This is a genomic window from Salinimicrobium sp. TH3, assembly GCF_026676115.1.
Taxonomy (GTDB): domain Bacteria; phylum Bacteroidota; class Bacteroidia; order Flavobacteriales; family Flavobacteriaceae; genus Salinimicrobium.
In genome coordinates this window covers 87,446-112,350 of sequence record NZ_JAPONB010000006.1, presented here as the reverse complement: position 1 = coordinate 112,350, position 24,905 = coordinate 87,446, and the positions used below count along the sequence as shown (strand labels likewise).

Below are 24,905 nucleotides of genomic sequence, written 5' to 3'. Positions count from 1 at the left end.
CCAATAAATTAAAATTTTTGAAACACCTTCTTTTCTTTAGGAGGTGTTTTTTTTTGTCTTCATTTTTGCTCGATCAAGCTTAAAGGATCCTGCTCAGGCTATAAAATATCCCCCTTTCTTTTTTGACTTCTTTATTAATAGTAGGAAATTATCCAATGTTGTGGATTTTTTCCTACTTCTTAAAAATTATTCTTACTTTTACCTTTTTGAAAACCTTTCATGAAAGATCAGTTATTTGCGGTTATTGATGTAGAGACCACAGGGGGAGGAATAAACGGTAATCGTCTTACCGAGATTTGTATCGTCTTATTGCGCGGCGAAAAAGTCGTAGATAAATTCACAAGCCTTATAAATCCCGAAAAGGAAATTCCGCGGCAGATCACGGGGTTAACAGGGATCGATAATTCCATGGTTGCCGATGCTCCAAAGTTTTATGAAGTGGCAAAAAAGGTGGAAGAGCTTACCAGAGATGCAATTTTTGTAGCTCATAATGTCAATTTCGATTACAATGTACTGCGGAATGAATTCCGGGAGCTTGGGTTTGAGTATAACCGCAGGAAGCTTTGCACTGTGCGTCTTTCAAGAAAACTTATTCCCGGATTGTTTTCATACAGCCTGGGAAGGTTGTGTGATTCTATAAATATACCTATTATTAACCGGCACCGCGCCGAAGGGGATACAGATGCTACTGTGATCCTTTTTCAACGCTTGTTGTCCCTGGATGATGATTACAGGGTGATCAATTCTTTCCTGCACGCCAGGTCCAGACAGGCAACCTTACCGCCACATATTGATGCCGAACAGGTTCATAGTCTTCCGGAAAGTGCAGGTATTTACCTGTTTAAGGACAGGCAGCATAAAGTAATATATGCGGGAAAAGCCATTGACATTAAGAAGCGGGTGGTTTCTCATTTTTACGACCGTATGAGCAAAGAATACGAGTTGGGGCAGGAGACTTTCCACATAGATCATGAAACTACGGGTAGTGAACTTGTAGCGCTTCTTCTCGAAGCAGAATGTATAAGGAAATATTATCCGAAATTCAACAGAGCCCAGAAACGGCCGGGGCCGGTGTACCAGATCATTAGTTACACCAATCAACGTGGCATCCTGCAACTGGCACTGGAAAGGACCAATAAGCTTAGAGAATCTGTGAGTACCTTTTACAGCCGTGCTTTGGCACAGGAAAAACTGGAGTACTTATGCCGGGAATATAAGCTGTGCCCAAAATATTGCAGTTTGCAGAGCAATGTGGAGGAATGTTCACATTACGAAATAGTTAGTTGTGAAGGTATTTGTGCGGGAACAGAAGATGCCGGGACTTATAATGAAAAAGTGGTGGCAGCGATTTCATCTCTTTCCGAAGAATCTTCAACTTTTGTGATTAGGGATAAAGGCAGGCACTTTGAAGAAGAGGCTTTTGTCCTGGTCCAGGATGGGAAATACCGTGGCTTCGGCTTTATTGATAAGGAAGTCCAGGTGAGTAGCCCCGAAGATTACGAACCTTTTTTAAAGCCGCAGACGGCCACTTACCACACTTATAAGATCTTAAGTAATTACCTGCGGAAGCAGGGAGCACCCAAAATAATCTTTTTTGAAAATTCAGAAGAGGCTAAGATGGTTCGCCCGGCAGCAAGGGCTAATAAGAATGCCATGGTAATGGCTTCACACCAAACGCTGTCATTATTTAGTTAACCGGAAATTTTTAACCATAATTGTAACTACAACTTCAGGTTAATTCTCCTGTTCTTCACTCATTATGAACTTAAGAAGAACTGCGCTGAATTTGTAGCTATGAACTACTATAACAAAAAAAGTTACCGAATCGCTCCGGTAACTTTCTATTTCAGAAGGCATCCAAAAAGGATAGATTTTCTGCTTATTTTTTTACAGGTAATTCCCGGGTCAACCAACCTCTTCTACTTGCTGTGGCCATAGCGTACGGGGTGATCCAGAACAAGCCGAAAGTATAAAATATGCTGTATGAATAAGCCCAAAAAGCTTCAGCTATATTATACTTCTTAGCGTAAAAGAACGCAGGCAGACTTGAGAATATCAAAATACTTAAAAGGGTAGAGCTAATAAACATCACAGGATATAAGACCAGTAATACGAGCATGATGAAGACCAGGGGATATGCGGTTAACATATGCATCCATTGGTTTAGTAGCAAAAGACGGGTGCCCGATCTTGAGCCAGTTCTAAAGGGTTTAAAAGCGAATTTGGACATCATGAGATTTTCCCGCACATTACTTCTTTCCCAGCGGGTAAACATCTTGTGCAAACTGCTGAATTTTTCAGGAATATTGGTAAGTACGTAGGCATTACGCTGGAAAAGAACGTGATAACCCTGTTTCAGGATCATATTGGTCATGGCGCGATCTTCACCAATATCAGACGGTTGCCCCATAAAGGTTTGGTTGATCCATTCTGGCAGGCAGGTCATAACAGCCTTACTACGATAAGCCGCCAAGGCACCGGGAGTACATAGTACAGAGCCCAACACACTTTGAGCAGATCGAATAAACTCAAAACTGAATACAAAACTCACATTCAGCATACGGGGGATGATCGCTTTTTCATTATTCAAAACCCGAACATTTCCTGCCACTGCGCCACAGTCTTTATTGACTACAAAGGGAGAAACAAGATTGCGCAATGTACCTTTTTCCACAATAGAATCGCTGTCCACCGTTACAAAAACCTCCCCTGTACCCATGTTGAAGCCACGATAAAGCGCATGCCTTTTTCCCTGGTTGTGTGGTTGTTGATAAATTGAAACACGGTCTCCCAGTTTCTCTTTAGCTTTTTTCATCCAATCCCATGTGTCATCTTTACTTCCATCATCAATTGCTATTAACTGAAGCTTTTCCTCGGGATAAAGGCTGTTAGTGAGGCTTATTAAAGTATCATAAACCTGTCTGCCTTCATTATATGCGGGTACGATAACGGTACAGGATGGCAATTCCTCATTTTGAACCGAATCGACCGGCTTATAACGAAAGAACAGCCTGGAAATGTATGCCAGAAAACTAAGTCGAAATATTAACAGGAAGCTGGTTAGGAATAACAGGATCATACCTCCCACGGTATCCATTCTGCTCATATTCATTTCCTCAAACTGAGGTTGCAACAGGTAAACGGAAAGAGCTCCACCCAGCAGGAGCAAAAATGTGCCTGCAAGAGTAAAAAGGTGCCTTTTAGTGAAAGATGCTTTCTTGTAGTTTGCTGAAGCCTCGTTTCCCGTTTCCTCTGTTATACTATCCTGTTGTTTTGTTTTATTTTCAATTTTAAATTTTTCAGTCGAAGCCGAAGGGGGTAATTTAAATGCTTTTGTTATCATAGTCTGTTTTAATCTTTTAGGTGGACCTGAGCTTCAGTTCGCGATAAGAAACTTTGAACAGCCCCGGTTAAGATCCATATGGGTTATACCAAATTGTATACCTCAAATAGCCAACCCTGGAAATCAGGAGGTTTATCATAAGTGGCGGGAAGGAAGTTGTGGTGCAGCAGAAAAAGTTGTGGAATTTTTCTACATAAATCCGGGAATAGTGAACAATGGTTTAACAGAATTGCAATAAAAAATAAGATCCGGGCAGGTAGATTGCCGGTTTGTTATAAAATCCTTATTTTTAATTACCTACTACTGCAGCCAGTAGTTTTTACATTAATAAAAACCAATGATTATGAAAAAACAAAATTTAACCCCTCTGGCATTCATTCTCGGAATAATGCTCTCTGCACTCTTCGCTTCCTGCGAGGAACGGGAACAGGAAATTAACCTTGCGGAAAATGAAGCTCAACGGCAGGAGGTTTACGAACAGATCCTGAGTGATGATGAACTTTTTAATGAGTTCATGGAAGAGATGACCGAAGACAGAAATATGATGCGGAATATGTATACCCGGAAACAGGTGGAGGCATCTATGATGGCCGATCCTGAAGTTATGGATTCCGTTTTGATAGGTGTTTACGCTGTGATGGAACAAGACAGCATGTTGATGCGGAATCCAGAAAGGCGGGAACGCATGATGCAGAACATGACAAGAATGATGGAGCGCGACACTGCCATGTACATGGAGATGCAGGAAAGAATGGAAGAAGGGCGTATGAAGGAATAAGTATTAGTCAGTTAGTCGGCCACCAATTCAGAAAAAAGGAATCATGGATATCATAATTAATCTATGACGACTTTTCCTGCAATAAAATTAAGACGTGATCATGATTGAAAAACTTTCCCAACATCATTTGCATCTCTAGCTTTTCCTTTGTGGTAGGCGATATAGGTGGTAAGAGACTAAACCCAGCCAGATAACAATCAGGGAAGATACCGCGCGTTCATAAGCACCCTCTATAGTCGTTGGGATCAATGGCATTAGAGGTGCTAGCACAAGCCATATTCCGGCGAACCATCGGGAAAGATTTTTTAGGTAAGGCTTGAGATGTTTTAGATCAAAGCTCATAAGTACAAGAAGTGCAGGGAATAGAAGCGCCAAAGCGTAGACCAGTTTACGATGTATGGTATTTCCCGGCCGACCTGCATATTGATTGTGTTCTGCTATAAGGATGATATCTAAAGCTAAAAGCACAAGGATCAAAAGACCAAAAAACCATTTTGTGCCAGAGCTTTTCCAGGCGAAAAGTCCAAAGGCAAGGCCAACAAAACCAAATGCAAGTAGGTCAAGCCCCACGTCCTGGATCCAGCCGTATTTACCTATGGCCAGCATGCTAATGGTATTACCAATAGGATTGTGGGCCTCGTGAACCATGATCCCAACTATATCTCCTGCCACCACTCCCAAACATCCCAGAATTCCAGTTATGCCGCTTATTTTGTAGATCAATTCTTTTTTCACAAATTTTTTTTTGGGGATGTTCAATCTTCCTTATTCTAAAGAAGATTATAGCTAGCAAAGTAAGAAAAATCTTTATAAGCATGTAGCTTTCCACGCAGAGCTTCAGATCGGGAATTCTTGAAGAAGAATTCAACCGAAAAATAAAGCCCTCTATAAATTTAGGCCTGCTAATAAGATTTTTTCGCGGCAAATCATTTGGACCAATACATTATTTTACTTTCTCCAGTGTTGCGGTGTGACAAACGAAGGTACAAGGAGGTACATTAAATTGACAGGGGATTTAGCTATGAATATTTTCTAAAATTTACAATAATAAATTCACCCGTTAGCTCCCTTTCCTGCTGTTATCCTGTAGCTATAGCTTTTAAATTCTTACATTCGTTTTGATGTAACGAGTTATGCACAAGTATATAGAGCACAGGAAAATAATGGAAAAATGAAAGAGCATAAACAAGACTTCAACAGCTACTATTACCAACAGGCATCAAAACTTGCTAGAATTGGAAGTTGGGAAATTGATGTGGTAGGGGGCAAAGTTCGCTGGTCAGATATGGTCCACGAACTCCACGAAACAAACCCGAAAATTTTCACGCCAGATTTAGAAACAAGCTTTAGTTTTTACAGGGAAGATTTTCGATCAATGGTAAAAGATGCTGTACAAAAATCTATTGAAACTGGAGCCGAATTTGACTTTGAAGCTGTTATAATCACTAAGAAAAAGACGGAACGATGGATTAGAGCAATCGGAAACGCAGAAATGATCCAGGGGAAATGCCAGCGGATCTATGGTAGTTTTCAGGACATTCATACTTCTAAGTTGCTGGAGCTTCAGATTCGGGAGATTTTGGGAAGCATATCTGATGCTTTTTATGCCGTGGACAAAAACTGGAATTTTACTTATTTTAACAGGGAAGCTGAGAACTTACTCTTAAAGAAGTCTGATGAGGTTTTGGGTAAGAATATTTGGCAATTATTTCCGGCAAGTATGGATACCAGCATTCAGAAAATTTATGAAAGTGTAGCCCGTACGAAAAAAAAGGAATCCTTTGAATACTATTACCCGGGAGATGGAAAATGGTATGAAATAAATGCCTATCCATCGCAGGGAGGCGTATCTGCATACTTCAGAAATATAGATGAACGTAAGCAGGCGGCAGAAAAACTTGAAAAAGCCTATCAGGAAAAAATCGACATATTGGAAAGTATCGGAGATGCTTTTTACAATGTAAACAAAGATTGGATAGTAACCTATTGGAATAAAGAAGCCGAAAAGCTTTTAGGTAGAAAAAGGGATACCATCATTGGCAAAAACCTGTGGGATGAATATCCTGATGCCATTGAAACTGAATTTTACCGCCAATTTCATAAAGCCATGGAAACTCAGAAAAATCTGACTTTTGAAGAGTTTTACTTGAAATTGAATGTATGGCTCGAAGTGACGGTATATCCCTCAACCAAAGGGCTATCTGTTTATTTTAAAGACATAACACTGAGAAAAGAATCAGAAATTCATCTCTCTCAATCCAATGAACGTTTTGAAAAAGTTGCCGAAGCAACATATGATGCGATATGGGATTGGAATATCTTAGAAAATACGCAGTATTTAGGAGCCGGTTTCAAAAATCTGTTTGGATACCACATTGAAAAAATTACTCCAACTTTAGCGTCCTGGTCCAGTCACATCCATCCTGAGGATCGGGAAAGGGTAGTGCGAAGTATTTATGGCTCACTCGAAAGACCTGACCAACCTAACTGGACTGCTGAATATCGTTATCAAAAAAATGACGGTACTTTTGCTAATGTGATTGACAGGGGTGTTGTAATCAGAGATGAAGAAGGAAAACCTATCCGTATGGTAGGAGCCATGAATGATATCACAGAACGTAAGAATTTTGAAATAAGTAGGAATAATTATGTGAGACAAATTGAAATACAGAATGAAAAGCTTAAAAATATCGCCTGGACCCAGTCACATATAGTACGGGCTCCTCTTGCAAGAATGTTGGGAGTTATGAACGTAATTGAGGATAGTGATAAAGGTCTGGATGGTACCTTAATGTGGTTAAATCATTTGAGAGAATCGGCAAATGAATTGGATGAAATTATAAAGAATATGATTGCCGAGGCACAACAATTAAAATGAAAAAAACAGTACTTATAGTAGATGATGATCCTATTGTCAGATTAGTTATCCAAAGAATGATTCATAACCTGGACAGTTCAGTTAATTGTCTTCAAGGTGATAACGGAGCGGTAGGTTTAGCATTATTAGAGTCATTACAAAACTCGACTGATGCTATTGATGTACTTTTAGACATTAATATGCCCGTATTAAATGGATGGGAATTTTTAGACAGCCTCGAAAAAATAAACTTTGGTCCTTTTAATAAACTTCAACTATACATTGTCACATCCTCTACAGATGAAAGCGACAAGTTAAAAGCTCAATCATATTCTTTGATTAAGAAAGTTTATCATAAACCACTTTCCAAACAAGATATTGAAGAAATTTTGGACTCACCTGAAATAACTTGAATTTTACCTCGTTAATCTGACTTTAAATATATTAATAAATAGACAAATACCTGTGCATAACAGCGGCTATAATTCAGGGCGACAGTGCAAAAACTAAAACATATATTTAACCTGATTTCTATGCGGACAAATCCTGCGGATTTATCCACGCCGAAATTTTAGCCCAACCAATACAAAATTTCACTCTTTCGAATACATGCGTTGTAAGACCCGAGGCTACAAAAGGATACAAAAAGTGACATGGGATTTTGCAAAATTTCTTTCTTTTAAGTTACCTGCTTAGTGCATATAAAAACACAAATTTGAGCCACATTTCTTTTGGGCGATCACTCATTTTAGCTGCGATAATAAAGAAGTCTATTCAGAATACACTGTCCTGTGTTTCTGCTGGATCACTTTTCGCTTAATTTTAAGGTGGCCGTAATTTCCGCCTGCTTCTATGCTAAATTCTTTGGGCAGTAAGGTGAATTTTCTAATTTTTTCGAATTTGGTAAACTCCTTTTAGATCTTTTCAAATCTTTTTTCGAACAGATCCTTGACCTTTCATGATTCGCGGATTCCCAATTAACCAATCATCCACTCCCGAATCAATCTATTAATCATTATTCTTATTCTCTCCTTTTCTGGAAAGTATATGTAAGGCGGAAATCTATGACCTCTGCTACGTGCCGGTGGGCCAGCAGGTTAAAGCCGGTGCTGAGGTGGCGGTTTATGCGGTACTGCAAACCCCAGCGATGAAAGATGGGGTCATAGTAAGGCGTTTGATCAAATACATATACCCCCAGGCGCTGGCTGAACTGAAACCGGCCCAGCAAAAACTCGTGTCCCAGCATTAATCCGGCTTTTTCCGCACTTGCATCAAGTCCGTCTCTGCGAAGCTTTTCTTCCAGCTCCTCATCGTGGTAGGCTTCAGCGCCCAAAGTAAGCATGCTGATTCTTCCCACCTGTCTTCCTGCCTGCACAGCAAGTCCGGCCAGGACATACCTTTTGCGATCCCCGGCATCGTCGTAGCCGCGGCGTACTGTACCCAGCAAAGAGAGATCATAACGGGTAGGGTAGTTGCGCCAGAATTTTTCAGTCGTCCGTGTGCCGGTGTACCAGGGGCGGGTAGTAGGCTGGTAGCTTACCGCTATGCCGGCTGAGGGCCAGTTTATCCCTTTGTTAGGTTCCCTTTTGCCCCCATTTGAAATATGCTGGTAATTTACGCCGGGATTCAGCCACCATTGATCTGATAGCTGCACCCAGGTCCCCACGCCCACCGTTAAATAGAAACTCAGATGGGTACTGTAAGACTGGTTGCCGGGATTGGTGATGCTGTCATAAGGATTGCTCAGGTAGGAGATTCCGGCTGCGCCTTTAAAGGAGAAAAATACGCCGTCGCTAATGCGGTAGGTAGGCTCCAGGAAATAAGCAGCGGTACCGCTCTTCCCCAGTACATCTACATCATAATCGTAATAGGCGAGCAGGAGGCCCTGTCGGGGATAGCAGAGACAGAGGGCATATGCGGCAGAATCGTTACGCTGCCAGCTAATTATTGTTTCTATGCCGGTAGGTCGTGCCCCCTTGGTATTTTGCACTTCTTCAGAATGGGCGAAAATAAAGCCGTGCTGTACACCCAGACCTATCGAGAAAAGGGATTTCTGCTTAGCTGTACTTTCTGTTTTTACAATAGTATCTGATTGGCCAAAAACTGCAGGTATGCCAAATGCAGGCCAGAACACTATCCAAAGCAATAAACCTATCGGGACCTGTTTCGCAGTAATGCCGGCTTCGAAACACTTCTCTTCTGGAAAAACTGGGACTGGCATTGGGTATATTTTAGAGCGCTTAACTAAAAATAGTGAAAAAAGAAGGTTTTTCATGGGCCGATGACAGGAGAAAAGCCCCTAATTCGCGAATCATGCAGTGACAAAGTGATCAAGTGATGCAGTGATGGAGTGACAAGAGTGGACAGGGGCAGAGGACCTCTCCCTGCGGAATATTTGTTTCAGATCAATAGAGAAACATTTGTGACCTGCATGTCTGGCAGGCGGGTAGAAGGCTAAAAGAAAAAATTAGTGAATTCGTGGCTTAAAGTCTAGGCCACTAATTCACGAATAATCTTGTTGAAGCAGTTCGGACCAGGCATTTCGAGTGTGAAGTGAGAAAATATTCATGTTCCTTTCCGTCCGGCAGATGGGCTCGGGGCAGATCAAGTGACGAAGTGATCAAGTGACGAAGTGATCAAGTGATCAAGTGATGGAGTGACAAGAGTGGACAGGAGCAGAGGATCTCACTATGCGGAATATTTGTTTCAGATCAATAGAGAAACATTTGTGACCTGCATGTCTGGCAGGCGGGTGGGAGAAATTGGGATTGACATTGGCTTCGAAAATGAGGGGCTCCAGGTTCCCGATATCGGCAGGAAATGTAATATAACTGTCCCCTGGCTCGCCAGGACAATTTTTGTAAGATCTAGCCGGGGCAGGGTGTCAGGTTTTCCCTGGGCTAATTTGAGGATATGTAGAAACAGGAAAAACCCTGTCAGTGCTTTGATCTTCATTTATAAATAAGCTTGATCTTTTTTACGGCATCTTTAGACAACACAAAACTGGCTTTGGGAAAATCGGGCCGGTTGGAAAGGGAGATCTTTTCAAAATTTGTAAGGCCAAAACCTTCTTTAGGGAAAAAGAGGGTCTTGTCAATTTCTTCATTGCTGTTTTCATCATGAAGAACAGTGACCGCATAGCGGCCTTTGGGAAGATCTTCAAAAGTGACAAAGGATTTCCCGTTTACTATTTTCCCTACCTCTTTTTTAAAATACCTCTTCAGTTTCTCATCGGGAATGGTGCCATCCCAGTTGTAAAGTGCAAATTGAGCTACCCCCTGGGAGTTTCGGAAATTGTCTGCTTCAACTCGCAGGGAATAAAGGTTTTCCTGAGGGTTTTGAGCCATTGTGGATCCAATCGTAAACGTGCATATCAGGACAAGTAATTTTCTCATGTGTCTTTTCATAATTTTATCTCTTTTTATAGGTTTGTTAAATGCAAAGAAGACAAGGATACCGGTAAAAGCGATCCGAAAGGCAAGAGCCATTAAGGTATCCATTTCATAATCCCCGCATTTTTCATCAGTAGAAAGAAAAAGCCAAGGTTGATGAACAACATGGTGAGTATGACCAGTAGCAGGTGTAAGATCCATCTTTTGGATTTTTTCAATCCTACTGCCGCCATGATATAAAGCGGACCGGTCAACAGATTCATCCACAGGATAAAAGCCGGGTAATTTCCGGTTTTTTGAAAAACCGTAGTATAGTTGAACAGCACAGCACTACTGGCAAAGAGCGTAAGCAGTCCGAAGATGAGAGCTGCGAGGCTTAGCAGGTTTTGGATTGTGAGTTGTTTCATCCCGGTGTATAGCGTGTGTCGATTTTGACTTTAAGTAGTTTTCTTATAACTCCACACCGCCAGCGCATTCATGACCAGGGCATAGCCTGAAATTATCGCCAGCTGCGGAATAATATCGTTAAAGCCCGATCCTTTGAGCATGACCATTCTGATGATTTCCACGAAATATCTGATCGGGTTGAATAAGGTAATTTTTTGGGCCCAATCAGGCATACTCTCTATTGGGGTAAAGAGTCCGCTCATCAAAATGAAAATAACTACAAAGAACCAGGCAATAAACATAGCCTGTTGTTGGGTGTCAGTATAATTAGATATAAACAGCCCCATTCCCAGTACCACCAGCAGGTATACCGAGGTAAACAGGTAGATTAGAGGGATACTTCCAATCATAGGTACAGCAAAAATGAACTTTGAGATCAACAGGCCTATGGTCATGATGAGGAGCCCCAGGGCCCAGAAGGGGAATAATTTCCCTATGATGAACTGGTACTTTTTAATGGGGGTGACATTGATCTGTTCCAGGGTACCAATTTCTTTTTCCCGAACAATATTCATCCCCGAGAGGAAGAGGGTTAGCATGGTGACCAGCAGCACCAGTATTCCCGGTACCATAAAGATCTTATAATTAAGAGTATTGTTATACCAGAAGGAGGGAACGGTCAAAACATTTAATTGCTGGTTTTGAAGTGGATCAGCACCTTTAAAATTAGTGGCAATATTTCTGTTGAAACTTTTGATGACCTGGTTGATATATACACTTTCAACTCCCGCTTTTGAACCGTCTATGGCGTTGATGTAAATTCCCAGTTCCACCTGTTGTTCCCTTACGAGCTTTCTTTCAAAATTGGACGGGATCTCCAGGATCACATCTACTTCCCCTTTTTCCATGGCTTCATAAGCTAAACTGTGAGCCGGAAAAGACTGGAGCACATCAAAATAAGCGGAAGCTTCAAAATTTTCAATCAGCCCCCTTGAAGTTGAGCTTTTGTCATGATCGATGTAGGAGAATTTAATATTCTCGATATCGAAGGTGGCGGCATTGGATAAAATGATCAGTTGCAGTAAGGGAAGCACAAAAATGATAGGTAACATCCCTTTGTTCCTGAATATCTGCCGGAACTCCTTCTGTATGATATAGCTTATGGTTTTCATTATTCCAGTCTTATTTTATATTTTTTGATACTTAGGCCGATCAGAAATACGGTCATGACCACCAGGATCAGGGTTTCTTTCCACAAATAGAGCAGCCCAACTCCTTTGAGCATGATTCCCTTCAGAATGATGATAAACCATTTTGCGGGAATAAAGTGGCTGATATACTGTAGCAGAAGGGGCATACTGGAAATTGGAAAAATGAATTCAGACAACAGGATCACCGGCAGCATTAGTCCCATAAGAGAGATCATCATGGCTGTTTGCTGGGTTTCAGCAATAGTGGAGATCAGGATCCCCAGTGCGAGTGCGGTAACGATGAACAGCACCGTTTCAAAGGCCAGCAGGATCACGCTTCCTTCTATGGGCATTCCAAAGATGGTTACGCCCAGGATGAGAATGACCAGGGCATTGATGATGGAAAGGAAGATATAGGGAAAAACTTTCCCTACCACCACCTGTATTGGCTTTAAGGGAGAGACCAGCAAGATCTCCATGGTGCCCAGCTCTTTTTCCCTGGTAATTGATATTGACGTCATCATGGCAGAGACCAGCATGAGGATAACGGTCATTACACCGGGAAGAAAATTGAACATACTTTTAAGCTCTGCATTGTAGAACATTCGTGTCTGCACCCGTATTTCGATACCTGCGCTTGTGGATTCGTTCAATTCCTGCTGGTAGTGCTGGATGATGGACTGGATATAATTTACAATGGTGTTCGCGGTATTAGGTTCTGTAGCATCAGTGATCACCTGGATCTTTCCGAGGTGCAGCGCGTGCAGGTTTTCTGCGAAGCCTTCTTCAAAGACAAGGAAAGCTTTTACTTCTCCTTTTTTGAAAACTGCTTCTATTTCATTTTCATTATCCACCACATTTTCTATGGTGAAATATTCCGAAGCGCTGATCTTATCGATTATTTTCCGGGTTTCATTATCTTTTGATTTATCCAGTATCCCAATCTCAACATTGTTGATCTCGTTGGTGATGGCAAAGCCGAAGAGCAGGATCTGGGCTATGGGCATTCCGAACAAAATGAACATGGAGCGTTTATCACGAAAAATGTGATAAAACTCTTTTTTGACAAATCCAATAAAACGTTTCATATAAGTTTTTTAAGCATGGTATGGATCATTCGACATTCCTGGCCAGTTTCAGGAATACCCCATCCATGGAATCGGTTTTATATTCCTTTTTTAAATTTTTTGGAGTGTCCAGGGCTTCAATTTTTCCTTCCACCATTATGGAGACCCGGTCACAGTATTCAGCTTCATCCATATAATGGGTGGTCACGAATATGGTTGTGCCCTGTGCAGCCTGTTTATATATTAATTCCCAGAACTGGCGGCGGGTAATAGGGTCTACGCCCCCTGTGGGTTCATCCAGGAAAACGATCTTAGGTTCGTGTAATAAGGCTACTGAAAAAGCCAGTTTCTGTTTCCAGCCTAAAGGAAGCAATCCTACCAGTTTGTTAGCAACATCTTCCAACCCGAGGCTTTCAATTATTTCACTGATTTTAATTTTGATTGTTTTTCTGTCCAGTCCGTATATCCCACCAAAGAAGGTGATGTTCTCTTTAATGGTGAGATCATCATACATGGAGAATTTTTGGCTCATGTATCCAATATTCCTCTTGATCCTGTCAGGTTGGGAGTAGACATCAAACCCGGTCACAGAAGCCTCCCCTGAAGTAGGTTTTGAGATCCCGATGAGCATTTTCATGGCTGTAGTTTTTCCGGCGCCATTCGCTCCCAGGAAGCCAAAGATTTCCCCCTTATATGTTTTAAAGGAGATTTCATTGACCGCTGTGAAGTTCCCAAACTTCTTGGTCAGTTTTTCAACGTTAATTACGGTTTCTTCAGACTTCATTATCTGTGGGTTTAATGTCTTTGGTCCTGGACAGGTCCATGAAAATATCTTCAATTCCGGGGGAGGTTGCTTCTATAAACACTTTCTTATGACCTTTTTCTTCCAGGTATTTTTTTAGTTCCTCGGGAGAGAATTCATCATTGAAGTGAGTGTAATGCACAAATTCCCCAAAGGCGAATACGCTGTCATTCTTCGGAAATTCCTTTAGATCCTGGATAAGCTTGTACATATCATCTGCTTCTACATTATAAATCTGCTTTTCATGCTGCTCAATAATATTTGAAGGGGAGTCTATTTTCAGAATTTTACCGGCCTGGATAAGGGCAATGCGGTCACAAAGGGCAGCCTCATCCATATAAGGAGTAGAGACCAGGGTTGTAATTCCCTTATCATTGAGCCTTTTCAGCATGTCCCAGAATTCTTTTCTTGAAACCGGATCTACCCCGGTAGTGGGTTCATCCAGAAACAAGACCTTCGGCTTGTGAATAAGGGCGCAGGAAAGAGCCAGCTTCTGTTTCATTCCTCCTGAGAGTTTTCCCGCCCTTCTCTTTTTAAACGGTTCGATCTGGACGTATATATCTTTGATGAGGTCGTAATTCTCTTCTATTGTGGTGCCGAATATGGTAGCGAAAAACTCCAGGTTTTCTTCCACAGTCAGGTCCTGGTATAAAGAGAATTTCCCTGGCATGTATCCAACCGAATTCCGGATTTTCTTATAGTCTTTCACAACGTCATACCCCGCGACTGTGGCTTCGCCCTTATCAGCAAAAAGCAAGGTGGTGAGGATCCGGAAAAGGGTCGTCTTTCCTGCTCCATCGGGACCAATAAGTCCGAACAATTCTCCAGGTTTTACCTCAAAGGAGATGTCCTCCACTGCTGTGACCTTCTTGTAAGACTTTGTAATATTTTTTAATGTGATTCTCATGTCGTTCTTCTTGTTTAACTACTCTGGAGTTGACAACCACATTTCTGCCGGCATTCCTATTTTAAGGGAACCGTCATTCTTTACTACTATGTCTACGGCATACACCAGGTTGGCTCTTTCTTCCCTGGTCTGAATGGTTTTGGGAGTAAATTCAGCCGAAGATGATATCCAGGTGATCCGGCCGGGGTAAGATTTCATCTCTTCTTTTTTGGAATCTATTTTCACCCGGACTTCCTGTCCCAGTTCTATATCTGCAAGTTGGGTTTCACTAATGTACACCCGCAGGGTCATAACATCCAGATCAGCTATTTTGTACAATGGCTTTCCAAAACCGGTAACTTCTCCCGCTTCTACATAGGTCGAAAGAACGGTTCCCTTTATGGGGTTCTCAATGATGCTTTTTTCTATCAGGTCATTAATTTTTGCGATCTGAGCTTCGATCGTTTCGAGCTCGTTTACAATGGGCGCATTTTGTGTCCTGACATTTCTTATTTCTTCCCTTATCACCTGCACTTCCCCATCGGCCTGGTCTACCTGCCGCTGAGTTGCAGCATTTTCGGCAAAGAGGTTCTTTACACGCTTTTCTTCACGTTCAGCTATTTTCAATTTTTCATTAAGAACATCTATTCTGGAGAAGACTCCCTGCGACTTGGAGGCTACAGTCTGCTTAGAGGCCCTGAGTTGTTGCTTTTCTAAATGAAGTTGCGTGGTATCGATCAGGGTTACGTGGATCCCGGATTCTATTTGCTCTCCTTCCTCGGCTTTAAAGTATTTTATTTTTCCCTGGGCTTCTGAAGAAATGATAACTTCTGTGGCCTCAAAGTTGCCGTATCCATCCGCCCTGTTCTCATCATTGCAGGAGGTAAAGCCAAAAATTGTAAATGACACAAGTATGATTAATCCTTTTTTCATTGTGTTTATTTTTCAGTATTTCCTTTTATTATTTTGTAATCTGCTTTAGCCTTTTCCAGGTCTATCTCATGAAGCCGTTGATTTATTTTTGCTTCATATAGATTGTTGAATTCAGTCAAAAATTCCGAAGGAGTGATGACCCCGTGAGTGAGTTGTGATTGTGTGGTTTCCACAATACTCTCACGCAAGGCAATGATCTCCCTGTCCTTCTTCAGCAGCTTTTGAATTTTATTGATCTTCATTTGGGCTTCCTCCAGTTCTATGCGATTATTAAAATTGAAGGTTTCTCTTTCTGATTCGATGAGGTCCTTGGATATCTCGAGGGATTTTTTCTGTTCCTTTACTTTGCCCCAGTCAAACACATTCCAGTTGAGTTTCACTCCCACCATGTAGAAATCTTCAAAGGAATTATTAAGCATGTTATATCCCGGTCTCCCATAACCTCCCTGGGCAAAGCCATAGATGTTGGGGTATAGGCTCCTTGAAAGCAGGCTCTGTTGCTGGTCCAGTTCCTCCTGCTTCAAATTGTAAAGCAAAGATTCGGGCCTGGCTCCATCAGCCGCCAAATACCTTTCCTGTTTTGGCAACTCAAGGGTGGTAGAAGTATCCAGGGGTTTGGCTATGTATGCCGAAAGGCTCTGCAGGGCACTTTTATATTGGGACTCTACTTCGTCCTGTTGCTGTTCGATCTTTAACCTTTCTGCGTAAAGTACATTTTCAGAAGCGGGTAGCGCTGTGCCGTATTTCACCTGCGATTCCAGTTCCTGGATTCTCTCAGATAAAGCCTCTTTCTTAGACTCCAGCAGTGCCATCTGCTCCCTGAGTTGTAAGATCCCGAAATAGTACTGATTGATCCTTTTCTTGATCTGGTAAAGGTTCACTTTTACTTCCTGTTGCTGGGATCGTAATTCCGCTTCTTTAATATCCTTTCTTGCAGTTATTTTTCCGCCGTTGAAGATCAATTGTTCAACATCAACGGTTGCCCGGTACTGGTCTTTGTCAACAGATTCAATCGTCTGTCCGCCAAAATCCATTGGAATTTCTATAACATCAGACTGGTACGTTGCTTTTGCATTGAGATCTATTTTTGGCAGGTAATCCTTTTGGATCACTTCAAGTTCACGGGCAGTCTTCTCTTGCAGGAGAGATAACTGACTGGCTAAAGGATAATTTTCTTCTGCAAGATCATAGCATTCCCCAAGGGTGAGTATTTCCTGCGCCGAGGTGAGGGAGCTGATCAACAGCAGAATTAAAAAGCTTACTTTTTTCATTCTTTAATCTCTAAATAGTTAATGATCATATTTGTTATCTCCTCTTTCCTTTCTTCCATCAATTCTTTATAACAGTTGTCATCTATGTTCAGGAAGCCTTTGAATAAAGGAGCAGCGAGAAAGGGAAAAATATTCAGGGACAGTAAGTGTATGAAAAGCTGTTCGGCTTTAATAGGTCTTATATTTCCCTCATGGACTTCCTGTTCCACCTGGGACCGGAAATTCCGGAAATCGGGAAAGCCTTTTTTCTTCTGGAGAACGTTCATGAAGTCTTGATCGCGGTTTAGCTCCTGTATAATGAAGTTAGGGAGGTAAGGGTGCTTCTGGATGAAATCAATATAGCTGTGGGTGAACTTCCTTATCTTCTCAAAAAGGGGAATATCTTCATTGATCACCCTGTTGATTTCGGGGGCAATAAGAGAAAAGGCCTTGCTGAAAACGGCTTCAAATAAAAATCGTTTGCTTCTGTAGTAGTAGTGGAGCATTGCTTTATTAATGCCGGCTTCATTAGCAATTTCCTGCATACGCGCTCCATCCATTCCTTTGCGCTGGAAAACCTTTTCTGCGGCATCTAAAATCTGATCTTCAGTTTTTTCGTCTTTCATTTCTCTAAAATTAAATTCAACTGTATAATTAAACCTAATGGTTTAACCATATGGTTAACTAAGGTAAATAATTTATTTTATTCTTTTTAAGGACTGCCGGAACTTTATTTAACGGGTTAAGATGAACTCTTCAATGTGATGATAGATGAGAATTTGAAATGAAAGAAAATCCTGATTGAGAACATGAGTGTATTTTTTTTCCCGTAGTCCTATAAACCTATTTATTCGTGCTATCGCAGGTTCAAATTCTCTCAAACCTACGGAGTGGAGAGTAGAGGCGTTTACCAGCATCTTGATTGGCAGGCCTTCAGATAAACCAGAGAGATATTAAACAGAAATTTCTATTTCTCATTACCTTTTACCTGTGCATGGTTGAGCACGGCAACCAGGATCACTCCCCCAAGTATGTTTCCTATCAATGAGGGTAGCAGGTAACCTCCCAATACTTCTCCCCAGCTTGCCGCTCCCGAGAAGGCCAGCGTGAAAGTTTCAGAAGAACCCGCTATCACATGGCTTAGTTCGGCAATTCCAACGATCCAGGTGATGATGATGATTACCCATACCCGTGCCGTTTCAGCAAAAGGTAGAAGCCAAACCATCAGCGCAATAAGCCATCCTGCAAAGATCCCTCGCAGTAGAATCGTGGCAAAGTCGGGAGCCAGGGCTTTTGAACCCAGGGCTATAAAAGCCTCTTGAACTTCAGGTTCAAAAGCAGATGTCCTGGCTGCGATCCAGGAGATTAGAAATACACCTAATAAGTTTGCCACCAGTACTACCCCCCATAATCTGAGTACATTTTTAAAGGTTTTCATATCCTTCCGGTGGAGCAGCGGCAGAATGGGGGTGAGGGTATTTTCGGTAAAAAGTTGTTGCCGGGCGAGGATGATGGCTAAAAATCCTATACTGTACCCAAAGTTTGCAATTAATGGTCTCCAGTCGGCCTCTGGCAGGTAGGTGTGCAAAATGCCTTCGGTGATCATGGAGAGGCTCATGGTAAGGCCTGCAGCAAAACCGGACCAGAAAAGCGCGGTGGTAGAACGTTCCAATTCCGATTCTGCTTCCTTAAAAATAGTTTCATGAACAACAGCGGCGGAAGGGGATTGTCTTCTTTCGGTTTCGATAAAATAATCTTCCTTTTCTGACATGGTTAAGAGCTTAACTTTTAAGGTAGTGCAGTAAACCAAACCGGAAAAAACTTTAACAAAACTATTGCTATTTTAGTGCCCGGTTTAAAAAAGCCGTCAGTAAAAATGACCCAGCTGAAATTGACGGTTTTGAAAATTGTATCGAAAACAGGGGCGTACCAGAAGATAGAAGTCCGATTTTGTTTAGCTATGGATGAAGTCTTGGCTTCTGGTTCTTTTTCCAATCCCCATTCCTCAATTGCCCATTTAATCAATTAACCACTCCCCAAAACAATCTTCCTATCTTTATCTTTCCAAAAAAAGAACCCAACGCCTTTATGCGCATCCTTAATGCCCACCAGAACAACCTTAAAAACATTTCTCTAAACATTCCTGAAAATCAATTGATCGTTGTGACCGGCTTATCGGGTTCGGGAAAATCTTCGCTTGCCATGGATGTAATTGCCAATGAAGGTTACCGCTATTTCCTGGAAAGCCTGCCTATATACAACCAGCAGAACTTACAATTGATCCCTACCGCCGAAGTAGATGACATACAGGGGCTGCCCCCGGTGATCAAGGTGGAACAGTCGAAAAGATTTCGGTCTGTAAATGCCACTTTTGGCACTCTATCTGAACTCGCAGCGATTTTCCGGATCCTTTTCGCCCGTTATGCCGGCACCGCGACGGTGAGCAAGTCGCTTTTTTCTTTTAATCATCCAAAAGGCGCCTGCGAACGCTGCCACGGACTCGGAGAGGCAGAATACATTGATCCTGGAAAACTGGTGGGGGATGAGAACAAAACCCTTAGGGAAGGCGCCATCACCACGACATTGCCCGGCGGCTATATTGTATATTCGCAGATCACGGTGGAGGAACTGGATAAGGTGTGCCGGGCTCATCATTTTAGCGTGGATATACCCTGGAAGGAGCTCACAGTCGAACAACAGGAGGTGGTCCTGAATGGTAGTGACCGTATCAAGGTATTCTACGGAAAACATACTTTGGAATCCCGGTTGAGATGGGAAGGTTTGAAGGCAAAGCCCCGGGAAGAAGGATATTACAGGGGGATGCTTCCCATTATGAATGATATCCTAAAAAGGGATCGCAATAAGAACATCTTAAAGTTCGTTAGTTCCCGTGTTTGTCCAGATTGTAATGGAGCACGAATAAAAGCTGAACATCTTCAATTTAAATGGCAGGGGCTAAACTTCCGGGAATGGATGGACCTGCCTTTAAATAATTTGTACTCCCGACTTGAAAGTTTGGGCTATTCAGCAGGGGAACAGGTGCTGGTAGATAAGATCTGCGAACGTTTATACGACCTGCGCCGCCTGGGAATGCAGGAGTACAGCTTAAGCACTCCCAGCACCGCCATTTCTTCAGGGGACGCGCAGCGTATTAAATTGATTAGGCAGGTAAACAGCAGCCTGCAGGGAATCCTGTATGTATTTGATGAACCTTCCATCGGGTTAGCTGAAGACTATCAAAGCTATTTGCGGCATATCCTGAAACGCCTGATAAGTCGAGGAAATACGGTGATGGTGGTAGAGCACGATCTTAACTTTATTCGGGCTGCCGACTGGATCATTGAACTTGGACCCGAAGCCGGAGTGGACGGGGGAGAAGTGGTATTTAACGGACCCATCAGGGATTTTTTGTCTGCGGAAGGTTTATCGACTCCGACTTTAACCGAATTACAAAAAGAAAAATCCAAACCCGAGAGGCAGCCTAAACGCGTGCCAGCCGATTCCTTTCGGCCTCAACCGGGAGAACTGACGGTAGTGAGCTCGAAAACACCAGAAGTCCTGCAAAGCCTTTTCGCAGCTTGTGAAAAAGAAGAATGGAAGATGCAGGCGGTATCAGATCAGCCCATTGGGAAAACGCCCAGGAGCAATCCCGCAACCTATACCGGTCTGGCCGATAAGATCCGTGATTTGCTGGCAAAATCCCCTGAAGCCAAATCTTTAAAAATGGCAAAAGGCGTCTTTTCTTTCAATAACAAGAGCGGAAGATGTGAAACCTGTGAAGGGGCGGGAGTGATAATGCTATCAATGAATGTGATGGGGAGTATCAATCAGGTTTGCCCGGAATGTAATGGCAAACGCTTTAAGCCTGAAGTGCTGAAGGTGCATTGGAACAACAAAAATATTGCAGCCATCTACGAACTAAGCATAGAAAAAGCTGCAGACTTTTTTAGCGAAGAGAAAGAGCTTAATAAAATTTTGACTTTGATGCTGCAACTTGGGTTGGGTTATATTAAACTGGGTCAGCCTTCAAATACACTTTCGGGAGGGGAGGCGCAGCGAATCAAACTCACGAAGCATTTCGCGAGGCAATCCAAAAAGACGCTGTTGGTAATGGAAGAACCGGGCATTGGCTTACACCGTCAAAATGTGAGGCAGTTGCTAATAGCTTTGCATGAGCTTAAAAAACAAACTGCAGGAATTGTTTGCTTTGAACAGCATCCGCTTTTCCAGGCTTCCTGTGATACGTTGGTGGATAATGCCCTGAAAGCTGAGGCTGTAGATTTGAAGGAACCGGTAGTGCAGCCCCGGGATAAGATATCTGTTAGGGGCGCACGCACGCACCATCTCAAGGATCTGAACCTGGACCTGCCCAAAAACAAGTTATCTGTTATCACCGGTATTTCGGGTTCGGGGAAATCCGCTCTGGGGATAGCTACGCTGCACGGTTTTGGACTGCAGGAAATGACCAAACAGTATTCGGCTTATCAGCAGTCCAGAATAGGGGTGAATTTTCACATGGAAGTCGAAAGCATTGAAGGGCTTACGCCCACGATCTGCATTACCCGAAAAGAAAAAAGCTTTACCGGGCGATCCGAACTTGCCAAACAAACTGGAATAGACAGGATCCTGCGGTTTGCCTTCTCCCGGAAGGCACAGTATGAAGGCAGCGAATTATCTGCCAGTCATTTTTCTAACAATCACGAACTGGGGAGATGCGCCGTGTGCGATGGAATGGGGCAGGAATTACTGCCCGATTTTGATAAAATAGTGTTAGATCAAAACAAAAGCATCGCCGGTGGACTCTTTGAACACAACAAAGCCCTGGCCTATTATGGACATGGGGGAAGTCAATTTATGGCTATCGTAAAGGAGCTGGGGAAGAGCTACGGATTCGGTCTGGACACGCCTTTTAAGGAGTTGACAAAAAAGCAAAGAGAAATCCTCTTTTCCGGGACCGGCGAAAGAGTTTGGAAGACACAATGGGTTTTCAAAACCAAAACAAGACAAGGTACGCAGGAGGTAAGCTTGAGGTGGGAAGGGCTTTTTCACTACTTAGGAGAAGAATATTACAAGACCCGAAAAAACAAAAATATTGATAAGCTCAGGGTACTTTTATCACCCGAGGAATGCAGCCATTGCGAGGGTAGCGGACTCAAACCTGAACGTCTTGCTTTTAAGATTATAGGGAAATCCATTCATGAAATAAAGTCGATGAATTTTATAGCTTTGGAAGCGTGGTTGTCTACAAATGAGCAGCAGGAAGAGGTGGATGAAAAATTGATCTCGGGGATTAGGCCTCATTTGATCAATACCATCAAAAGGGCAAAGCAGCTGCATCTCGATCACCTGCAGCTCAACCGGAAATCGTCTACACTTTCGGGAGGGGAAAACCAAAGGGTGGCATTGATCACACAGTTGAATTCTCCGCTCAAAGGCCTCACCTATCTTTTGGATGAACCTTCTGCAGGATTGTCTAATGATAATATCCCCGACCTGCTTAATATTCTGCAAGAGCTGCTTGAAAAAGGCAATACAATCATCGTGATCGAGCACAATAAGGAGATCATCCTTGCAGCAGACCGGATAGTGCAGCTGGGGCCGCAGGCGGGGAAGTTGGGAGGTTATATTACATTCGAAGGCACGCCCCGGGAATTTTTAAAACAACCCTCTTGTCATCCTTTCTTTAAAACCCCTTCTAAAGCGGTGGCATTAAAAGCGGGGCAGGAGGCGATTGCAATCCGGGACTTGGCCAGGTATAGCTTGACCATGGAAGCGCTGGAAGTACCGGTGGGGGGAATCACTGCAATTAGCGGAAAATCTGGTATAGGGAAAACGACCCTGGTAAAAGAGATTTTAATTCCAGGTATTCAAACCGGCAAGCCGGTGCATTGTGAAAGCATAAATTTTCCGAAGCAGTATACAGCAGCGCATTATTTTGAAACCAAAAAACTTCGTTCCCATGCGAGTACTCTTTTAGTATCTTATCTGGAGCTGCTGCCGGAGATCAGCAGGATCTTTGCAAGGGAAACAAACCTGAAGCCGCGCGACTTTTCTTATAAAACAAAAAGCAGTCAGTGTCCCAACTGCAAGGGCAAAGGCTTTATTGAAACATCCCTGGATGTAGCCGCCAATGCGATTGAGGTCTGCGAGGTCTGTAAGGGAGAACGTTATCAGCCGCATATATTGGCACACCAATTTGGTTCTAAAAATATTGGCGAGGTACTAGCCTTTAACATAACAGAATTAAAGCATTGGTTAAAGGAGATCGAAGCACACACCAAAATTCATCAATTCCTGGTGCAGCTGGAGGAGATCGGTCTGGCGCATCTTAGTCTGGACCAGCCGGTACAGTCCCTTTCAACGGGAGAGAAGCAACGTTTATTGTTGTTGAACTGGCTGCAGGACCAGGCGAAGGATACGCTTTATATTTTAGACGAACCCAGCACCGGATTGCATTATGCAGATATTGATCTGTTACTGGCGATCCTCAAAAAGCTAAGTAAAAAAAATGATATTCTTGTCATTGACCATAACCTTTATTTTTTAGGAAAAATAGGAGTAGGAGTTGTTTTGGAGTGATGTTTTTAATTAGATGCTGAAACAAGTTAAGCATGACGGAGCTAAGTTGATCTTGCTGCGTAATCCTGAATTTATTTCAGGATCTGGTCAGCCATGATTGGGGTATGGCATCCCTTCGGGGCTTTTCCGATGGACTGCAAATCATTTGCTACGAATTGTTCATGTTCGCCCGGGAATCACCTATGACCTGAACAAGAATCCTTCAGATCCCGAATTTCATCACCTAAAAGGCGGAAGTTAGCTGATTCATATCCGTAGGACCGGCAAATTCGCGGGTATACTTTAGGAAAATGATTAACTTCCCAAAAAAAATCACATTACAACTTTTTCTGTTTCCCTGCTGCAGCTATTCATTGGCGGTCGTTAGAGGCCGGTAAAAATTATATTTAAGAAGAGCCGGAGGTTCTAATGAGGAATTCCGTCTGGCCGGGTTGAGGCTTCAGAAGAAGAAGTTTGGGGCGGGGGACAAAGTAGAATTGTGAAGATTAAAAATTGAATTGCTATGCAGCATAAAAAACTAAATTTCAAAGATATTTCCCAGCAGAACATTCTCTATTATGATGAAGAGTTAGAAGAGGCCTGTTTGAATATTTGTAAATCCCTAAGGATACACAATATGCCGGCTTATGATTCCAGGCATTATTATGAGCTGCAGGACGGGAATTTTTCAAAGAAAGAAATTGATGAGAGCGTTAGTCTTTTAACCGAAAATCCTGTTTTTGATGAAGGGCTTCTAAAGAAATTTAAGAGCCACAGGGACAGTGTACTATTTGTCTTTAAAGGAGAAGTGCTTAGCGGGATCGTACATTTTTCAGATTATAACCAGACAAAGGTGTTACAGGCGATTCAGGATGATGTGCTCACCTTTGAACGCCGCATGAGGCAGTACCTTTTCCTGAAGAGTTACCGAAACGAGGATATGATCAATTTTTTCCATTATCGAGCTGAAAAATATGATCACACCAAAGAGTTTTATTCCAAGAAGATCGGGATCCTTGAAAAAAGGGCAGATGAAATGAATCAATTGGGGGAATTTCAGGTGTTTGATCTAAGGGATCTCCTGGAATTCGGAAACAGTAGCTATACCGACAAACTTTTTCCGTCGGAAACTATAGAAGTGAACGGGAAGAAGATTGACCAGATTAGGCTTGTAACCAGCCTTAGGAACATGGCAATGCACGGGAAAAACCCTGTGGAAAAAGATGAGGAGACTTCTGTATATTCCATAGAAAGTCTCCGGTACCTGTTTACCGCTTTAAAGACCCTCGAAGATTTTACTTACCACATTGAAAAGCTAATAAGCAGCCAGGAGGATTATCGCAAATCTTTGGTGATGGACAACCGCAGTAAGCTGGAGATAATTCACGAACATCATCCACAGGCGCTTAATTATTTTATAGGAGATTAAGGGAGAGGTATTTGGGTAATTAATTTTTATTTC

At 42.5% G+C, this 24,905-nt stretch carries 20 protein-coding genes; 6 read left to right on the top strand and 14 right to left on the bottom strand.

Annotated features, from left to right (window positions below):
• The first annotated feature begins 219 nt into the window (after positions 1-219).
• Positions 220-1,695 carry an exonuclease domain-containing protein gene (locus OU683_RS10855; protein ID WP_268138131.1) on the top strand — a complete coding sequence of 492 codons (1,476 nt, stop codon included), beginning with the start codon at positions 220-222 and terminating at the stop codon, positions 1,693-1,695.
• A 184-nt stretch (positions 1,696-1,879) separates the two neighbouring features.
• On the opposite strand, the gene OU683_RS10850 is transcribed toward OU683_RS10855, so the two are convergent.
• Positions 1,880-3,343, bottom strand: a complete 1,464-nt coding sequence (locus tag OU683_RS10850; protein ID WP_268138129.1) for a glycosyltransferase family 2 protein — start codon at positions 3,341-3,343, stop codon at positions 1,880-1,882.
• 343 nt (positions 3,344-3,686) lie between these two features.
• Here OU683_RS10850 and OU683_RS10845 point away from each other — a divergent pair, with 343 nt between their 5' ends.
• Positions 3,687-4,121, top strand: a complete 435-nt coding sequence (locus tag OU683_RS10845) for a hypothetical protein (RefSeq protein ID WP_268138127.1) — start codon at positions 3,687-3,689, stop codon at positions 4,119-4,121.
• A gap of 135 nt (positions 4,122-4,256) precedes the next feature.
• Here OU683_RS10845 and OU683_RS10840 read toward each other — a convergent pair whose 3' ends face one another.
• The gene (locus OU683_RS10840) at positions 4,257-4,856 is read right to left on the bottom strand and encodes a DUF998 domain-containing protein (protein WP_268138125.1); all 600 of its coding nucleotides are present in this window, start codon (positions 4,854-4,856) and stop codon (positions 4,257-4,259) included.
• 436 nt (positions 4,857-5,292) lie between these two features.
• On the opposite strand from OU683_RS10840, the gene OU683_RS10835 reads away from it, so the two are divergent.
• Positions 5,293-6,999, top strand: a complete 1,707-nt coding sequence (locus OU683_RS10835; RefSeq protein WP_268138123.1) for a PAS domain-containing protein — start codon at positions 5,293-5,295, stop codon at positions 6,997-6,999.
• Complete coding sequence (locus OU683_RS10830; RefSeq protein ID WP_268138121.1) at positions 6,996-7,391, top strand: response regulator; 396 nt, start codon at positions 6,996-6,998, stop codon at positions 7,389-7,391. The genes OU683_RS10835 and OU683_RS10830 overlap by 4 nt, the downstream gene beginning before the upstream one ends.
• 608 nt (positions 7,392-7,999) lie before the next feature.
• On the opposite strand, the gene OU683_RS10825 is transcribed toward OU683_RS10830, so the two are convergent.
• From OU683_RS10825 to OU683_RS10770, 12 genes are all read right to left on the bottom strand, one after another.
• Positions 8,000-9,199: an acyloxyacyl hydrolase gene (locus OU683_RS10825; protein WP_268138119.1), complete on the bottom strand. Its 1,200-nt coding sequence runs from the start codon at positions 9,197-9,199 to the stop codon at positions 8,000-8,002.
• Positions 9,200-9,684: 485 nt separating this feature from the next.
• Positions 9,685-9,933 carry a hypothetical protein gene (locus OU683_RS10820; protein ID WP_268138117.1) on the bottom strand — a complete coding sequence of 83 codons (249 nt, stop codon included), beginning with the start codon at positions 9,931-9,933 and terminating at the stop codon, positions 9,685-9,687.
• Positions 9,930-10,373 carry a DUF2141 domain-containing protein gene (locus tag OU683_RS10815; RefSeq protein WP_268138115.1) on the bottom strand — a complete coding sequence of 148 codons (444 nt, stop codon included), beginning with the start codon at positions 10,371-10,373 and terminating at the stop codon, positions 9,930-9,932. The genes OU683_RS10820 and OU683_RS10815 overlap by 4 nt, the downstream gene beginning before the upstream one ends.
• 92 nt (positions 10,374-10,465) lie before the next feature.
• Positions 10,466-10,777: a hypothetical protein gene (locus OU683_RS10810; RefSeq protein ID WP_268138113.1), complete on the bottom strand. Its 312-nt coding sequence runs from the start codon at positions 10,775-10,777 to the stop codon at positions 10,466-10,468.
• A 30-nt stretch (positions 10,778-10,807) separates the two neighbouring features.
• Entirely contained in the window at positions 10,808-11,929 is a 1,122-nt protein-coding gene (locus OU683_RS10805) for an ABC transporter permease (RefSeq protein WP_268138111.1), read from the bottom strand.
• Positions 11,929-13,035 (bottom strand): ABC transporter permease, encoded by a 1,107-nt coding sequence (locus OU683_RS10800; protein WP_268138109.1) that lies wholly within the window; start codon positions 13,033-13,035, stop codon positions 11,929-11,931. Before OU683_RS10800 ends, OU683_RS10805 begins: the two co-directional genes overlap by 1 nt.
• Before the next feature lie 25 nt (positions 13,036-13,060).
• Positions 13,061-13,798 carry an ABC transporter ATP-binding protein gene (locus OU683_RS10795; protein ID WP_268138107.1) on the bottom strand — a complete coding sequence of 246 codons (738 nt, stop codon included), beginning with the start codon at positions 13,796-13,798 and terminating at the stop codon, positions 13,061-13,063.
• On the bottom strand, positions 13,788-14,723 hold the full coding sequence (locus OU683_RS10790) for an ABC transporter ATP-binding protein (RefSeq protein WP_268138105.1): 936 nt from the start codon (positions 14,721-14,723) through the stop codon (positions 13,788-13,790). The genes OU683_RS10795 and OU683_RS10790 overlap by 11 nt, the downstream gene beginning before the upstream one ends.
• Before the next feature lie 18 nt (positions 14,724-14,741).
• The gene (locus tag OU683_RS10785) at positions 14,742-15,635 is read right to left on the bottom strand and encodes an HlyD family secretion protein (RefSeq protein WP_268138103.1); all 894 of its coding nucleotides are present in this window, start codon (positions 15,633-15,635) and stop codon (positions 14,742-14,744) included.
• Between the two features lie 5 nt (positions 15,636-15,640).
• Positions 15,641-16,906, bottom strand: coding sequence for a TolC family protein (locus OU683_RS10780; protein ID WP_268138100.1), 1,266 nt, complete (start codon positions 16,904-16,906; stop codon positions 15,641-15,643).
• Positions 16,903-17,511 carry a TetR/AcrR family transcriptional regulator gene (locus OU683_RS10775; protein ID WP_268138097.1) on the bottom strand — a complete coding sequence of 203 codons (609 nt, stop codon included), beginning with the start codon at positions 17,509-17,511 and terminating at the stop codon, positions 16,903-16,905. The genes OU683_RS10780 and OU683_RS10775 overlap by 4 nt, the downstream gene beginning before the upstream one ends.
• Positions 17,512-17,852: 341 nt before the next feature.
• On the bottom strand, positions 17,853-18,656 hold the full coding sequence (locus OU683_RS10770) for a formate/nitrite transporter family protein (protein ID WP_268138095.1): 804 nt from the start codon (positions 18,654-18,656) through the stop codon (positions 17,853-17,855).
• A gap of 317 nt (positions 18,657-18,973) precedes the next feature.
• On the opposite strand from OU683_RS10770, the gene OU683_RS10765 reads away from it, so the two are divergent.
• Positions 18,974-23,464 (top strand): ATP-binding cassette domain-containing protein, encoded by a 4,491-nt coding sequence (locus OU683_RS10765; RefSeq protein ID WP_268138093.1) that lies wholly within the window; start codon positions 18,974-18,976, stop codon positions 23,462-23,464.
• A 502-nt stretch (positions 23,465-23,966) separates the two neighbouring features.
• The gene (locus tag OU683_RS10760) at positions 23,967-24,872 is read left to right on the top strand and encodes a hypothetical protein (protein WP_268138091.1); all 906 of its coding nucleotides are present in this window, start codon (positions 23,967-23,969) and stop codon (positions 24,870-24,872) included.
• Positions 24,873-24,905 lie beyond the last annotated feature (33 nt).

Bases quoted from the DNA above. Each gene is read 5' to 3' on its own strand.
- OU683_RS10775 (WP_268138097.1), bottom strand. From the start codon at position 17,511: ATGAAAGACGAAAAAACTGAAGATCAGATTTTAGATGCCGCAGAAAAG.
- OU683_RS10820 (WP_268138117.1), bottom strand. From the start codon at position 9,933: ATGAAGATCAAAGCACTGACAGGGTTTTTCCTGTTTCTACATATCCTC.
- OU683_RS10800 (WP_268138109.1), bottom strand. From the start codon at position 13,035: ATGAAACGTTTTATTGGATTTGTCAAAAAAGAGTTTTATCACATTTTT.
- OU683_RS10760 (WP_268138091.1), top strand. From the start codon at position 23,967: ATGCAGCATAAAAAACTAAATTTCAAAGATATTTCCCAGCAGAACATT.
- OU683_RS10765 (WP_268138093.1), top strand. From the start codon at position 18,974: ATGCGCATCCTTAATGCCCACCAGAACAACCTTAAAAACATTTCTCTA.
- OU683_RS10830 (WP_268138121.1), top strand. From the start codon at position 6,996: ATGAAAAAAACAGTACTTATAGTAGATGATGATCCTATTGTCAGATTA.
- OU683_RS10815 (WP_268138115.1), bottom strand. From the start codon at position 10,373: ATGAGAAAATTACTTGTCCTGATATGCACGTTTACGATTGGATCCACA.
- OU683_RS10790 (WP_268138105.1), bottom strand. From the start codon at position 14,723: ATGAGAATCACATTAAAAAATATTACAAAGTCTTACAAGAAGGTCACA.
- OU683_RS10785 (WP_268138103.1), bottom strand. From the start codon at position 15,635: ATGAAAAAAGGATTAATCATACTTGTGTCATTTACAATTTTTGGCTTT.
- OU683_RS10795 (WP_268138107.1), bottom strand. From the start codon at position 13,798: ATGAAGTCTGAAGAAACCGTAATTAACGTTGAAAAACTGACCAAGAAG.
- OU683_RS10825 (WP_268138119.1), bottom strand. From the start codon at position 9,199: ATGCCAGTCCCAGTTTTTCCAGAAGAGAAGTGTTTCGAAGCCGGCATT.
- OU683_RS10780 (WP_268138100.1), bottom strand. From the start codon at position 16,906: ATGAAAAAAGTAAGCTTTTTAATTCTGCTGTTGATCAGCTCCCTCACC.
- OU683_RS10770 (WP_268138095.1), bottom strand. From the start codon at position 18,656: ATGTCAGAAAAGGAAGATTATTTTATCGAAACCGAAAGAAGACAATCC.
- OU683_RS10835 (WP_268138123.1), top strand. From the start codon at position 5,293: ATGAAAGAGCATAAACAAGACTTCAACAGCTACTATTACCAACAGGCA.
- OU683_RS10810 (WP_268138113.1), bottom strand. From the start codon at position 10,777: ATGAAACAACTCACAATCCAAAACCTGCTAAGCCTCGCAGCTCTCATC.
- OU683_RS10845 (WP_268138127.1), top strand. From the start codon at position 3,687: ATGAAAAAACAAAATTTAACCCCTCTGGCATTCATTCTCGGAATAATG.
- OU683_RS10855 (WP_268138131.1), top strand. From the start codon at position 220: ATGAAAGATCAGTTATTTGCGGTTATTGATGTAGAGACCACAGGGGGA.
- OU683_RS10850 (WP_268138129.1), bottom strand. From the start codon at position 3,343: ATGATAACAAAAGCATTTAAATTACCCCCTTCGGCTTCGACTGAAAAA.
- OU683_RS10805 (WP_268138111.1), bottom strand. From the start codon at position 11,929: ATGAAAACCATAAGCTATATCATACAGAAGGAGTTCCGGCAGATATTC.